12 protein-coding genes and 1 pseudogene are annotated in these 13,054 nt (G+C 59.5%); 3 read left to right on the forward strand and 10 right to left on the reverse strand.

The window, feature by feature from the left end; all coding sequences use genetic code 11:
• Window positions 1–19 precede the first annotated feature (19 nt).
• Together WJM78_RS04315 and rlmM are read left to right on the forward strand one after the other, a co-directional pair.
• Window positions 20–406 carry a DUF423 domain-containing protein gene (locus tag WJM78_RS04315; protein WP_042038099.1) on the forward strand — a complete coding sequence of 129 codons (387 nt, stop codon included), beginning with the start codon at window positions 20–22 and terminating at the stop codon, window positions 404–406.
• Window positions 399–1,493, forward strand: a complete 1,095-nt coding sequence (gene rlmM / locus WJM78_RS04320; protein ID WP_042038100.1) for a 23S rRNA (cytidine(2498)-2'-O)-methyltransferase RlmM — start codon at window positions 399–401, stop codon at window positions 1,491–1,493. The genes WJM78_RS04315 and rlmM overlap by 8 nt, the downstream gene beginning before the upstream one ends.
• Window positions 1,494–1,577: 84 nt before the next feature.
• Here rlmM and WJM78_RS04325 read toward each other — a convergent pair whose 3' ends face one another.
• From WJM78_RS04325 to queF, 7 genes are all read right to left on the reverse strand, one after another.
• Window positions 1,578–2,021, reverse strand: coding sequence for a hypothetical protein (locus tag WJM78_RS04325; protein ID WP_108535348.1), 444 nt, complete (start codon window positions 2,019–2,021; stop codon window positions 1,578–1,580).
• A 121-nt stretch (window positions 2,022–2,142) separates the two neighbouring features.
• Window positions 2,143–3,150: an isocitrate dehydrogenase gene (locus WJM78_RS04330; protein ID WP_275930472.1), complete on the reverse strand. Its 1,008-nt coding sequence runs from the start codon at window positions 3,148–3,150 to the stop codon at window positions 2,143–2,145.
• Between the two features lie 163 nt (window positions 3,151–3,313).
• Entirely contained in the window at window positions 3,314–4,123 is an 810-nt protein-coding gene (gene xni / locus WJM78_RS04335; protein ID WP_339013964.1) for a flap endonuclease Xni, read from the reverse strand.
• 137 nt (window positions 4,124–4,260) lie between these two features.
• Window positions 4,261–5,616, reverse strand: a complete 1,356-nt coding sequence (gene ppnN, locus WJM78_RS04340; RefSeq protein ID WP_339013967.1) for a nucleotide 5'-monophosphate nucleosidase PpnN — start codon at window positions 5,614–5,616, stop codon at window positions 4,261–4,263.
• Window positions 5,617–5,766: 150 nt separating this feature from the next.
• Complete coding sequence (locus WJM78_RS04345; RefSeq protein ID WP_339013970.1) at window positions 5,767–7,386, reverse strand: GGDEF domain-containing protein; 1,620 nt, start codon at window positions 7,384–7,386, stop codon at window positions 5,767–5,769.
• Window positions 7,387–7,477: 91 nt separating this feature from the next.
• A complete protein-coding gene (locus tag WJM78_RS04350) occupies window positions 7,478–9,748 on the reverse strand; it encodes a hypothetical protein (RefSeq protein WP_339013973.1) in 2,271 nt (756 codons plus the stop codon).
• 126 nt (window positions 9,749–9,874) lie between these two features.
• Complete coding sequence (gene queF, locus WJM78_RS04355) at window positions 9,875–10,723, reverse strand: NADPH-dependent 7-cyano-7-deazaguanine reductase QueF (RefSeq protein ID WP_339013976.1); 849 nt, start codon at window positions 10,721–10,723, stop codon at window positions 9,875–9,877.
• Between the two features lie 168 nt (window positions 10,724–10,891).
• On the opposite strand from queF, the gene syd reads away from it, so the two are divergent.
• Window positions 10,892–11,440 carry a SecY-interacting protein gene (gene syd, locus WJM78_RS04360; RefSeq protein WP_339013979.1) on the forward strand — a complete coding sequence of 183 codons (549 nt, stop codon included), beginning with the start codon at window positions 10,892–10,894 and terminating at the stop codon, window positions 11,438–11,440.
• A gap of 88 nt (window positions 11,441–11,528) precedes the next feature.
• On the opposite strand, the pseudogene WJM78_RS04365 reads toward syd, so the two are convergent.
• The 3 genes and pseudogenes from WJM78_RS04365 to WJM78_RS04375 form a co-directional block, all read right to left on the reverse strand.
• A pseudogene (locus tag WJM78_RS04365) lies at window positions 11,529–12,310 on the reverse strand (Zn-ribbon-containing protein).
• Between the two features lie 6 nt (window positions 12,311–12,316).
• Window positions 12,317–12,622, reverse strand: a complete 306-nt coding sequence (locus WJM78_RS04370) for a hypothetical protein (RefSeq protein ID WP_339013982.1) — start codon at window positions 12,620–12,622, stop codon at window positions 12,317–12,319.
• A gap of 100 nt (window positions 12,623–12,722) precedes the next feature.
• Window positions 12,723–12,959 (reverse strand): DUF2789 domain-containing protein, encoded by a 237-nt coding sequence (locus tag WJM78_RS04375; RefSeq protein ID WP_339013985.1) that lies wholly within the window; start codon window positions 12,957–12,959, stop codon window positions 12,723–12,725.
• Between the last annotated feature and the right edge of the window lie 95 nt (window positions 12,960–13,054).

Here is a 13,054-nt window from a genome sequence, read left to right on the forward strand (position 1 = left end):
GACAACGAGGGAGCTAAGGATGCAGATCCATCGACATTGGCTGGTGCTGGCGGGTTTTTTTGGCCTGACGGCGACCCTGCTGGGGGCTTATGGCGCCCACGGTCTGGCGGCGAGCGGCGTCACGCCTTCGCAGCTGGCGGCGTTCAACACCGCCGTGCAGTATCAGTTTTTTCACGCATTGGCCCTGCTGGTGCTGGGTTGGTGCGGTGTGCGCAGCAAGGTGATCACCTTTGCTGGCTTCGCATTTGTGCTGGGGATCCTCGGATTTTCCGGCAGTATTTACGCCATGGTGCTGCTCGGCAGCAAGGGGCTGGGGCTCATTACCCCGGCCGGTGGCCTCTGTTTTATGTTGGGATGGGCGGCTCTGATATGGGCTGGCTGTCGTCTTGGAGGAAAGAATGAATAATCTGCTGCTTTATTGCCGCCCCGGTTTTGAGAAAGAGGCGGCGGCAGAGATCACCGAGCGTGCCAGTAACATGCAGTGCTACGGTTTCGCCCGGGTCAAGGACGACAGCGGTTATGTGATATTCGAGTTGTATGACGAGGAGCAGGCCGATCTGCTGGCGCGCAAGCTGCCATTCAGGGAGCTTATCTTTATCCGTCAGATGCTGGTGGTGACCCACGAGCTGAAGGATCTGGATGTTGCAGACCGGATCTCGCCCATCATAGAAGCGACCCGCGAATACACTATCTGCGGCGATCTGCGGGTTGAAACCGCTGATACCAACGAAGCAAAAGAGCTGTCAGCTTTTTGCCGCAAGTTCACCGTGCCGCTTCGTCAGGCGCTGCGCAGCAACGAGATCCTGACCAAGAAAGAGACGCCGCACCGCCCGGTGTTCCATGCTTTCTTCATGGCCAATGATCACCTGTTGTTGGGCTACTCCTATTCGTTCAACAACTCTGAATTCCACATGGGCATTCCTCGCCTGCGTTGTTCGCCAGATGCACCGAGCCGCTCCAGCCTCAAGCTGGAAGAGGCCTTCTATGTGTTCGTGCCACGGGAAGAGTGGGACCTGCGTCTCACCTCCGGCATGAAGGCGGTGGATCTGGGCGCCTGCCCGGGTGGCTGGACGCATCAGCTTGTGCGTCGCGGCATGATGGTGACCGCAGTGGATAATGGCACCATGGCACAGTCCCTGATGGACACTGGTCAGGTCAAGCACCTGCGTGATGACGGTTTCGTCTGGCGGCCCAGCAAGAAGAACATCTACTGGCTGGTGTGCGACATGGTCGAGAAGCCAGCACGGGTGACCCACATGATCGCCGACTGGTTCCGCGAGAACGACTGCCAGGAGGCCATGTTCAACCTCAAGCTGCCGATGAAGAAGCGTTACGCCGAAGCGGTGCACAACATAGAGGTGTTGCGCGGCCTGCTCAAGGAGATAGACAACGCCTTCGTCATTCAGGCCAAGCAGCTCTATCACGATCGCGAAGAGATCACAGTGCACGTCTACAACAAGTACTGGGTTTCCAAGCTGGAAGCCAAGGAGTGATATCCGGCCCCTTGCCGTGAGCAGAAAAAAGACCGACGGCAGTGATGCCGTCGGTCTTTTGCTATCTGCGCCATGCAGCCAATGTCAGAAGCGGTAATCGAGACGCAGTGATGACTCGTCATCCGTGACTTTGAGCTCAATCTGCAAGGGGATACTCTTGTCGACCGGGTTGAACTGCAGTTTTACCCCATCCCCTCTGAGTTTGATGGCGGTGTCCATGCCCGCTGCCTTGAATTTGATCCTGGGTTTGTGCTGTTCAAAGGAGAGGCTTACGCTTTTTTCTGCCGTCAGATTCAGGGTCGGATAGGCGGTAACCTGCTTGTTGCCATCGCTGTCCGTCATGATTTCTACCCCGAAGGAGAGCGGTTTGGGGGCCTTGAGCAGCTCGTTGGTATCCAGGGTGGAGCGCCAGACCTGGCTGGCTTGCTGGGTGGCGGCAGCCGGTGGCTCTCTCCAGGCATTGTCGACCGGCCTATCTACTGCCATGACGCTGCTGTTGATGAGCAGCAGGCTGAAAATAGCGCGCATAATGGATCTCCTAATCCCTTATCTATTGAACATAGTAGCCAATTGATGAGGGGGAGAGCGCGCCGCGAGATAAAACAAAGGGAGCCGAGGCTCCCTTTTAAAATCAGTCTATTAGGCTAGTTCACAGCCGATCTATGATGGACTGGGTGAACTCGCTGGTGGAGGCTGTGCCCCCCAGATCCCGGGTTACCCGATCGCCAGATTCTATGGTGGCGCGCACTGCTTCCCGGATGCGTTCAGCCTTGTCCTGCATGCCCAGATATTCCAGCATCTGGATGGAGGCGAGGATCACCGAGGTCGGGTTGGCGATGTTCTTGCCCGCGATATCCGGTGCCGAACCGTGCACGGCTTCGAAGATGGCGGCACCATCACCTATGTTGGCGCCCGGCGCCATGCCAAGGCCACCCACCAGACCCGCGCACAGATCCGAAAGGATGTCGCCGAACAGGTTGGTGGTAACCATGACATCGAATCGCTCCGGGTACATCACCAGGTTCATGCAGGCGGCATCGACGATCATCTCCTCGCTCTGGATATCCGGATAGTGAGCCGCCACTTCACGTGCCACTTCCAGGAACAGGCCCGAGGTGGACTTGAGGATGTTGGCCTTGTGGATGATGGTGACCTTCTTGCGCCCTTCCTGACGGGCCAGCTCGAAGGCGAACTTGACGATGCGCTCAGCCCCGTCGCGGGTGATGATGCTCATCGCCTCGGCGCTCTTGTTGTCATCGCTGCGCTTCTGGCCGGCGCCCGAGTACATACCTTCGGTGTTCTCACGAACCGTGATGATGTCGATGTTGTCGTAACGGCTTCGTGTGCCCTTGAAGGAGATAACGGGGCGGACGTTGGCGTAGAGGTTGAATTTCTTGCGCAGGGAGACGTTGATGGAGGTGAAGCCGCCGCCGACCGGGGTGGTGAGCGGACCTTTCAGGCTGACCTTGTTCTTCTCGATCAGATCCAAGGTGGCTTGGGGTAGCAGCTCGCCGTGCTTCTCGAGGGCAACCAGCCCGGCGTCAGCATATTCATATTCGAAGTCGCAACCGGCGTGGGTCAGGATCTGGATGGCAGATTCAATGATGCTGGGGCCGATGCCGTCGCCGGGGATCACGGTAATTTTTCTTTTTGACATGAGACGTATCCACTTCTAGGGAACAGAGGGGGAGGATTCGGCCGTTTTATACCATTTCTACACCTAACCCTCCATGTTTCTTTACATTCTATCTGCTTTTGTCAACAGCAAAGGTGAGTCCCGTCATGATTGGCAGGATAGCGGGAGCATGGCGGGAAGCCTGTCAGGCCCCGCTGTCGGGCACGGGCGGATAACGTATCTCCCGCAGGTTGAACCCCAGCGGAATGTCCCGCTGCAGCTGCACCAGCCGCTGGGCCAGCAGGGCTTCATCCTGGTGCTGGCGCAGCTTGAGCAAGGGCTTGCTGGCGCCCTCCTGCTGACAGGCTGCGAGCAGCGCCGGGAGATCGCCATGTTGTTGCAGCAGCTGGGTCGCGGTCTTGGGGCCAATGCCGGGCACCCCCTTGATGTTGGAGCCACCGATGCCGGTCAGGGCCCAGAAATCCACCAGTTGCACCGGCGCCACCCCATATTGTTGCTCGACGAAGGCGGCATCCAGCCAGCGCTTGTTGAAGTAGTCACGGATCTGGATCTGCGGACAGATGAGCTGACAAAACCCTTTGTCGGTGGAGATGATGGTGGCCCTGGCCCCGTGCAGTGCCATGCCGCTGGACAGGGTGGCGATGAGATCGTCTGCCTCGTCGGTCTGGGAGAGCAGGGCATCCACGCCGCACTCCCAGAACGCATCCTGCAAGGTGTTCAAGCCTTCGCGCAGCTCGACTGGCATGGGGGTTCGCCCCTCCTTGTAGGCCGGATAGACCTCTTTGCGCCAGCTGTGCACCTCGCCGTCAAATACGGCGATGGCGTGGGTTGGCTCGCTGCCCGCCAGCAGCTTGCGGCAGGTGTTGATGAGGTTGGCGCGGGTGGCGATCAGCGCCTGGGCCGGGGTCAGCGCCTGCTGGACTTGCACCGCATGCAGACGACGGATGAGGTTGAGGGCATCAATGATGAGCAGTTGTGGCCTGATAGTTGACATGGGACACTCTTGGCGGTCGAGACGCGCCATTGTAACAAACAGTCCGCCCTGATGGGGGATTGATGGCATCCGTGTGCCAGAGGCCTGTCAGTAAAGAGGGGCGCCAATGCGCCCCTCTCTTCGTATTGGTGCCTGCCTTAGCGCACTATCTCGTAGCAGGGCACATACTGGCTGCCCGGCAGCTTCATCCGTTGCTGCTTGACGAAGCTCTCCAGCAGCTTGTCCATCAGGTGCATCAGCTCCTTGTCGCCGTGCAGCTTGAAGGGGCCCTTCTTCTCGATGGCGCGAATGCCCCCTTCCTTGACGTTGCCAGCGACGATACCGGAGAAGGCACGGCGCAGGTTCGCCGCCAGCAGCTGGGGCGGCTGATTGCGATGCAGATCCAGACCGGCCATGTTGGCGTGATCCGGCTCGAATGGCAGCTGGAATTCGGGCTCTATCTTGAGGGACCAGTTGAAGGAGTAAGCGTCGCCGACTGATTTGCGATATTCGCGAATTTTCGGCATTGCCTCCTTCATCACCCGGGCTACTTCCGGCGCATCGCCGACGATGATGCGGTAGAGGCTGGTGGCGGGTTCACCCAGGGTCGCCTTGACGAAGTCATCAATGGCGCGGAAGTAATCGGCGCTCTCCTTGGGACCGGTCAAGATAATCGGTATGGGCTGCCGCTCGTTGGCGGGGTGCATCATGATGCCGAGCAGGTAGAGCAGCTCTTCGGCTGTGCCGACACCGCCCGGGAAGATGATGATGCCGTGGCCCAGACGCACAAAGGCCTCCAGTCGTTTCTCTATATCCGGCAGTATCACCAGCTCGTTGACGATGGGGTTGGGCGGCTCGGCGGCTATGATGGACGGCTCGGTCAGCCCTATGTAACGGCCATTGCGCACTCGCTGTTTGGCGTGGCCAACGGCGGCGCCCTTCATGGGCCCTTCCATGGCCCCCGGGCCGCAGCCGGTACAGATATTGAGCTCGCGCAGCCCCAGTTCGTTGCCCACCGCGCGGGTGTACTGGTACTCGATTTCGTTGATGGAGTGGCCGCCCCAGCAGACCACCAGATTGGGATCCGCACCCGGCAGAATAGCCTTGGCGTTGCGCAGTATGGCGAACACCACGTTGGAGATGTGGGTGGAGCTGGTCAGGTTGACCAGCCGGTTCGACTCCAGCTGGGTCGAGACATAGAGGATGTCGCGCAGCACGGAGAAGAGGTGCTCCTGAATGCCACGAATGATTTCGCCATCCACAAAGGCGTGTTCGGGGGCATTGAACAGTTCGAGTTTGACCCCACGCTCGCGCCGGATCACATGTATATCAAAGGATTTGAAACGCTCCAGTATCTCTTTGGAGCTGTCGGTATGGCTACCTGAGTTGAGCACTGCCAGCGAGCAGTTGCGAAACAGTTGATAGATATCGCTGGAGGCTGTTTGTTTGAGGCGATCGACCTCGAGTTGTGACAGCAAGTCCATGCTGCCGACAGGATTGATGTGCGTAATCATAGATTCCCCTTTCACTCGCTTGTTATCGTTGTGCTTTTCCCTGGGGAGAAAACGGGATGCCATGTGGAATCCCTTGAATTTGATAGTAGAGGTAAGCGGTGGGGCAGGGGAATAGGGGAGAAGTGCGTTTGCTGCTTTTTTAGACTGCCATTAGCCCAGGTTGACCTGATCCCGGCCCGAGTGCTTGGAGCTGTAGAGCGCCTTGTCGGCCCGTTCGAACGCATCCGAGGTGTTATCCCCTTCCCGGAACAGGGTGGCACCGATGGAGATAGTGATCTCGACCCTGGCATCGCGAAAGCGGAACGGAATGCTCTTGATGGTCTGGCGCAGGGTCTCCAGCGGTTTCTGGTACTTGTCGGGGTTGATGTTAGGCAGCAGCACTACAAACTCCTCGCCGCCGAAGCGGGCGATGAAGTCGGTGTCACGCAGGGCACTCAGCAGCGCCTTGGCAACCACCTTCAACGCCTTGTCACCGGCCATGTGGCCGTAGTTGTCGTTGATGTTCTTGAAGTGATCTATGTCGATGATGGCCAGACAGAGTGGTGTGCCGTAGCGCAGCCAGCGCTTGTATTCGAGTTCGAGCCGCTCGTCCAGCGCCGCCCGGTTATGCACCTGGGTCAGGCTGTCGAGGAACAGCTTGTGTTTCTGGATGGTGAGCCGCTTCTTGTACTCGGCGGTCTCCTCCTTCATCAGTCGCAGCTTGGCCTCCATGTTGGAGAGGCGGGTGAGCAGGTGACGCTCGCGGGCGGCCATGGCTTCCCTGTCCTGTAACAGCAGATTGATGGCACCCATGTGGCCCGAGATAGCGCCTTTGAGCTCATCGAATGAGTCGTTGCTGGCCAGGGTATGGTCGATGGCGCGCAGCTCCTTGTCGATGGCCTGACGGGTATCCTGGGTGGCGCTTTGCAGGGCGCGCCCTTCGTCAAGAGATTCGGTAAAGCTGAAATGCACCGCCGAGAGGCTTTCGTTGAGGGTGCTCAGGAAGGCCTGGGAGGATTTTCGCTCCTCGCGGGTGCCCTCTATGATGAGCTCGATCACCTGCAGGCAGATCTCGGCCAGCTGCGGCGGCGTGATGCCATGGAGCAGCTGGCGACGGATATCCGCCAGCCTCTCGCCGATGGCACCGGCAAAGTCGAGCTCTGTGATGAGCCGCTGCAACTCGTCGGCTATGTGGGCGTGGGCCTTGGCATCAAACGGGATGGTTGGCTCGGGGCAAGAGAGTTCGGCTATAGCGATGACAGGCGTGCTGGCGACGGGAGCCGGATCCTGCAGGGGCTGGGTCGGTAGCAGCTGGATTTTGATGGCCTGCTGGTAGAACTCCAGCAGCCGGATCACCTTCTTCTGATGATCGCCAATGCCATAGCCATCCGGACTTGCCAGAAACGCCTTGAGGGACTTGCGGGTATCCTCCGGGAAGCCCTTGATGGACTTGAGCTGCTTGGAGCCAAGGTCGATGGCGGACTTGGTCAGGGTAATGGACTCTTCCAGCGCATTGCTGTGTTGCTGCAGCAGTTTTTCAATGGCCAGGAGATCGGCGTCCAGCGAGGTGAATGCGGGATTGTTATCCAGTTTCTGCTTGAGCTTGGCGAAGCGATTATCCAGCTCACGGTCGAAGCCACGACAGGAGAGCATCAACTTGTTGATAAACTCGATGCCGCGAGCACGCTCCGCATCGGAAAACGAGAGCACGCCGTCGAGCTCCAGCTGCTTTTGCTGAAGGGATTCCCTGAGTCTGGCCAATTGTCCTGCTACGGCAGCGATATCATTCATTATTCAGGTCGCCCTGTTGTCATTATCGTTTTTGTGTTGGATAGCAACGGCGGTCGAACCCGGTTTCAGATCCAGTTGATTATCTATATTGTCATTGGTCATCCGGCGCTTTCGTCCGTGAAAGTCGAAGCCAATTAACCCATTGCTTTTCATGAGAAGAATTTACTTTTACCAGTCCCTTGTCAATTGCCATCAAGCAGCATTGCCACACATCCCCATTAAAAAAAGCGGCCTGTTGGCAATCGATGGCGGCCAGCTCCAGCCAGACACTTTGCTGATGTTTTTCACTGAGCTGAATCGCTCCTGCCAGTGCCAGATAACAGAGGTCGAACAGGCCGTGGTGATCGAGGGCGGTCGCCGCCTTGGGCAGGAAGGGGTGGCTGACGATGCCGAGGCTGATGTGGCGTTCCAGCGGGTGCTGGCAGGGGAAGGCGGCAAAGGTTGCGAGCAGATCCTGGGCCAGCCGGTGCAGATCTTCCACATGGCGCTGGGGCACCACGTAGAGCAGATGACCTTCACGCAGGTCATAGATGCGCCCATCCTGCGGTGTCAGCCCGTTGACATAGCTGCCGAAGGCCTGCTCTATCTCGCGGCTCACCTGATAGCCGTGATGTTCCATGCTGTTGACCAGGAAGGGCACTCTAAACAACAGATAGTGCAGCTTGTCGTCAAATTCGCTGGTGGGCAGATCGCTCAGATACCAGCGTTCTGATGTTTGCTGGCGTCTGGCCATCTCGCGTGGCCAACGGTTCATCAGCCGCTGCCAGTTGGCCAAGCCGGTGCGCGGCTCGATCAAGATGGCCTCACCCCGCTGCTTGCCTTGCAGGCGGGCGACGCGGAGCTTGAGCCAGAGGGTGAAGAACAAATAGATGAACAGGGTCAGCAGCAGGCCTGTGATGACGCTCGACCAGAGGTAGCGATCCTGCTGATGCCGGCTGGTTTTGAGCTGCTGTTCCAGCTCCTTGATCTGCTGCTCCCGCTCCACCTGGACATAGTTGTCGCGGATCGCCTCCTGCTCCAGATCGACCTGCTGCTGGCGTACCTGCTCGCTGCGCTGGTGGAAATGCTTGTAGCTGTCCAGCGCCTGCTGGAGGTGGCCCTTCTGCTCGTAGGCCACCGAGAGCAGGCGGAAGATCTCGAACTGGCGCTGGGCATCACCGATCTGGTTGGCCAGCGCCAGCGCGTTTTCCAGTTGCAGGATGGCGATGCCGTCCTCCTTCTGCTTGAGGTGCAGCTCACCCAGCAGCAGCAGGGTGTCGATGAGCGGTTCCTTGTCGTCGCCCAGCTCGTGGGACTGGCGTGCCGCAGTGAGGTAGTTGCGGGCCAGAGTCAGGTTGCCGGTTTGCAGATAGGTCTTGCCTATCTCGTACTTGAGATGGGCGATACGGGTGCGATTGTTGCCTTCGTCCAGCAGATCCAGCGCATTGAAGAAGTAGACCAGCGCCATGTTCATTTCGCCCTGCTCCCGGTTGAGGCGGGCGAGCACGATCAGCGAATCGCTGAGCAGGGAGGGGTTGCCGAGGGCATGAAAGTAGTTGGCGGCCTCATTGGCATACTGCAGCGCCTTCTGCGGTTCATGCTCCGCCTGATAGAGGTTCACTATCTGGTTCGACAGCAGCCCGAGGAAGAGGGGATCCTGCAGCCCCCTGGCCTGTTGCTGGGCGTCAATGTAGTCACCGAGGGAGAGCTGGGGCTGCCTGAGGGCATGGTAGAGATCGCCGCTCACCGCGCTGACCCAGGCACTGGCCAGCGGCTCCCTGGTCTTGTTTGCCCAGCGCCGTGCCTCGGCCAGCTGGCGTTTAGCCTCGTCGAACTGGTGTGCCTCTATGCTGGCGTTGGTGCGCAGCAAGCGGCTGTAGACCTGCAGCTGGCTCTCTTTGAGGCTGGGGTTGCTGAGCAGGGTCTCCAGCTGGCCGAGCAGGCTTGCGCTGGCACCATGGGAGTGATCCTGCAGATTCTGGCTGCGGACCTTGAGGTAGAGGCCGTGGGCCTGCAACTCCAGTTGCTGCTCTTTGGCAGCCATGGCGATGCCCTGATCGAGCGACTTCTGGGCTGCCTGGAACTGCCCCAGTTGCAGCAGACACTCCCCCTTGAGCAGGTGGGCGCTGGTGGCCTGGGCGGCCGTGCCATAGCTCAGCAATGGCTCGCGATAGCCGTACTCCTGGCGATTGCTGATGATTTGCTTGGGGTTATTGGCTGTGCGCGTCAGGAAGGCCGAGGTGATCTGGACGCATCTGGCAGGATCGGTGAGCACCAGGGTCTGGGCCTGCTGCAGATCGATAGACAACTGCTCCTTGGCCAGATCCAGATTAGGAGCCGACAGGGAGGACATCATCATTGCCAGAAAAAACAGTTGATTCATTGGATTAAGGACAGCACAGGGGTGTGGGCATGTTATCCAAGCCCCCCCCTGCACGTCCAGCGTTTACTGGCGGGGGAAGGAAGGGGCCTGGGATCCAGGCCCCTCTTTGTCAACTGCGACCGGCGTTTACTGGCGGATAAGGCGCAGGTTGGCGGGGGGAGCTTCCCAATCGCTGCGAAACGGGTTGATGTCCAGTCCACCACGGCGGGTATAGCGGGCATAGACAGTCAGCTGGCTAGGGCGACATTGGTGCTTGAGATCGGTGAAGATCCGCTCGATGCACTGCTCGTGGAACTCGTTGTGCTGACGAAACGAGATGAGGTAGCGCAACAGTTTTTCCCGATCCAGCCGCGGGCCACGATAGTGGATCACCACGGATCCCCAGTCCGGCTGGCTGGTCACCAGGCAGTTGGACTTGAGCAGGTGGCTGTGCAGTGTCTCTTCCACCTCCTCATTGCTTGCCGCCCCTTGCAGCAGCTCGGCATCGAACTCGTAGCAGTCCACCTCTATGTCTTGCTCATCGATGCACTCCCCCGGCAGGGTCGCAATGTGATGAGGCGCCTGAGTCAGCGGGAACAGGGTGACACTCACATCGCTGCCGGCGCAGGCACTGAGATCCTGGACCAGCAGCGCCTGTACCGCTTCCAGCGAGTCGCACCGGGTCTGGTTGAAGGAGTTGAGGTAGAGCTTGAACGACTTGGATTCGATGAGGTTGACGCTGGTGGCCGGGACTGAGATCTCGCCGACGGCGACCATGGGCTTGCCTTTGGCATTGAGCCAGGAGAGCTCGTACAGGGTCCAGACGTCACAACCCTGGAACGGCAGTGTGCCGGTCAGGCCGAGGTCGTCGCGGTTCAGGCTGCGCGGTACCGGTTGCAGCAGGGCCGGGCAGTACTGGCTGATGTAGGCAGACTGCTGACCCAGGCTCAGCCCCTGCAAGGCGTGGGCACCTGCGTATCTCTCTTGTTTGCTCATGTGTTTGATGATCCGGACGTTGAATGAGCCATTGCACTGGCAGCCTGGCCCCAGGTCGGTGCCGCGGGAGGATCGCCACCTAAGTGGCGGCGTCTCGCACTTCACCTTGTTTGCTCACGGCTTTGATGGTGCAATAGCGGACTTTGGCAGCAATTGTGGGGAATTTCGATGTCGGATCAAGTCTTGTCTGCCCTGGAACACTTTTTTTTACGCTGGCAGCGTGATGGCGAGGCAAGGCGGGGACTGTCCCTGTGTGAATGGGAGGCAGACTGGCGCTCCCCTTGCGAGCTGGATGAGCCCAGAGAAGGGCGGGTCGCCTGGCGTCCGTATCAGCGCAGCGAACCCGCGGATTTCACGGCCATGGCCGATGCGCTGGAGCTGGTGCTGCATCCCGCTGCCCTTGCCCTGTTTGGCCACTGGTTCAGCCGCCCCATTCCCTGTTCCTACAAGGGGTTGCGCCTTGAGTTGATCCTGCCGTGGAACGAGGCGGATCTGGACCTGCTCAGGGAAAACCTCATTGGCCACCTGCTGATGCTGCGCAAGTTGAAGCGTGTGCCATCGATCTTCATCGCCACCACCCGCCACGAGATGACGCTTATTTCCCTTGATAACGAGAGTGGTCAGGTGTGGCTGGAGTGGCTCGACTCCGGTCGTCGTCTGGTGCTGGCGCCCTCCTTGTCCGCTTTTCTCGCGCGGCTGGAGACCTTGCCGCAATAAGGAGCCTTGCACCAGTTCGAACGAAAAGAGCCTTGCCGCTTGGCAAGGCTCTTTTTCATTGTCCCGTTATCACAGGTTGGCGTGGCGCCTAATCCTTGAAGTCCCAGGAGAGGTTGGAGATCAGCCGGCAGGGATCGCACTTGAAGTCGAAGATCTCGTGCAGGGGTTCGGCTAGCGCCCATTCGCCACCGCAGCCAGGGCAGGGGCGGGCCTTCTCTTCGGCGGCGCTCAGCCCGCCGACCCGGTAGAGATAGTAATAGGTAGGAATGCCGCTCAGGGCCTCCAGCCGCTTGCCGAGATCGCTGCCACGGCGTTGCAGCCGGCTGCCTACCTCGCCGATTTCGTGCAATGCCGCGTGTTCGGCGATGGAGCCGTTCATCTGCAGCTGATCACACGCCTCCCAATCCTCCTGCAGATGATCTGCTTGTGGTCACCGTTGGCGATGGCGGGCAGCCGATAGAGCGGTATGGGGGCGAAGTGGTCGCCGCAACGCAGTGGCGAGCAGGTGTGCAGGAAGCTGGTGTAGAGCAGCATCCAGCTCGGCCGCTCGTCGGTGTGGCCGCAAGGATCCGTGCTATCGGAGAGCAGATCCACGCCTTGCAGCTGGAGTTTTGGCGCGAGCAGTCCCGCCTGATTGAGCTGCTGTTCGGCCAGTTTGACCTGCTCGCTCTGGTTGTCCGGGTGCAGGCTGTCCTGCTCGGGGCAGACTACCCGGCTGATGAACTGACCCTGCTGCATGCTGGTGGGAAACTCCCGGCCAAGGATCTGGCCCTGATAGCGCAGCATGTCCAGGTAGTTGACGATGGCCCGTTCGGCCTCACCGAGGGAGGTATCGCGATAGCATTCAAAGCTGAGTTCGAGAATGTACATGGGCGCTCAGTCCGGCTGGCGTTGAAGCAGCAGGGTGGTCAGGCGATCGACCTTCTGCTCGAGCCGGTTGAGCTGATCGCTCAGCTGCTGCAGGTTGACGGCATCGGCCGCCATCTCGGGCTTGGCAACCGCAGGCGTGGTGGCGGCGGATGGCTCGGTGGGCTGGGGTTGCTGTTTCCACTGGCTCAGTACCTTGAGCAGCTCGGCCATGGGCACGGGCTGGCTGAGGCGAGCCTTGACCATGGCGGTGGAGGGGGTGATCCCCTTCGCGGCCAGTTCGGTGGCAATGCGGATGATCTCTTGGGCGGACATGGGGGCTCCTGCGCAGGATGGCGGTAATACGGGCTGGACGGGGCACAGAGCTTAACCAAACCGCCTTCGTCTGGAAAGTGGGCTGGCGAGAGTAGGAGGCTCAATCGCTCTGGCGCAGCCGCACATCCAGCTGATCGATGGCTTCCGACCAGTCCGCATCATCCCAGAGCGCATCGCGCAGGAAGTTGGCCTGGGATTGGGTCCAGAAAGCGGCCTCGGGCAGCAGGGTCTGATTGTCCAGCCTGTGTTCGTGGATGAAGCTGTGTTGGCTCAACTCGTCGTTGGCCAGGCCCAGCTGGGCAAACAGGGCGGACAGGTCGTGGGTCAGGAATTCCATCTCATCTCTCCCGAGGGGCATTCCTGAAAATTATAGGTCCGGATCCGTGCCGGCTTGCTATTGCGATGGCATACGTTAGAGGCAAAGTGGCTGGC

This window comes from Aeromonas popoffii (assembly GCF_037818705.1).
GTDB classification, from domain to species: domain Bacteria; phylum Pseudomonadota; class Gammaproteobacteria; order Enterobacterales; family Aeromonadaceae; genus Aeromonas; species Aeromonas popoffii.

What these genes read in the sequence shown, in the direction of transcription:
- xni (WP_339013964.1), bottom strand. Translation starts at nt 4,123, where the DNA reads ATGTCAACTATCAGGCCACAACTGCTCATCATTGATGCCCTCAACCTC.
- WJM78_RS04345 (WP_339013970.1), bottom strand. Translation starts at nt 7,386, where the DNA reads ATGAATGATATCGCTGCCGTAGCAGGACAATTGGCCAGACTCAGGGAA.
- WJM78_RS04325 (WP_108535348.1), bottom strand. Translation starts at nt 2,021, where the DNA reads ATGCGCGCTATTTTCAGCCTGCTGCTCATCAACAGCAGCGTCATGGCA.
- queF (WP_339013976.1), bottom strand. Translation starts at nt 10,723, where the DNA reads ATGAGCAAACAAGAGAGATACGCAGGTGCCCACGCCTTGCAGGGGCTG.
- WJM78_RS04315 (WP_042038099.1), top strand. Translation starts at nt 20, where the DNA reads ATGCAGATCCATCGACATTGGCTGGTGCTGGCGGGTTTTTTTGGCCTG.
- rlmM (WP_042038100.1), top strand. Translation starts at nt 399, where the DNA reads ATGAATAATCTGCTGCTTTATTGCCGCCCCGGTTTTGAGAAAGAGGCG.
- WJM78_RS04375 (WP_339013985.1), bottom strand. Translation starts at nt 12,959, where the DNA reads ATGGAATTCCTGACCCACGACCTGTCCGCCCTGTTTGCCCAGCTGGGC.
- WJM78_RS04330 (WP_275930472.1), bottom strand. Translation starts at nt 3,150, where the DNA reads ATGTCAAAAAGAAAAATTACCGTGATCCCCGGCGACGGCATCGGCCCC.
- WJM78_RS04350 (WP_339013973.1), bottom strand. Translation starts at nt 9,748, where the DNA reads ATGAATCAACTGTTTTTTCTGGCAATGATGATGTCCTCCCTGTCGGCT.
- syd (WP_339013979.1), top strand. Translation starts at nt 10,892, where the DNA reads ATGTCGGATCAAGTCTTGTCTGCCCTGGAACACTTTTTTTTACGCTGG.
- ppnN (WP_339013967.1), bottom strand. Translation starts at nt 5,616, where the DNA reads ATGATTACGCACATCAATCCTGTCGGCAGCATGGACTTGCTGTCACAA.
- WJM78_RS04370 (WP_339013982.1), bottom strand. Translation starts at nt 12,622, where the DNA reads ATGTCCGCCCAAGAGATCATCCGCATTGCCACCGAACTGGCCGCGAAG.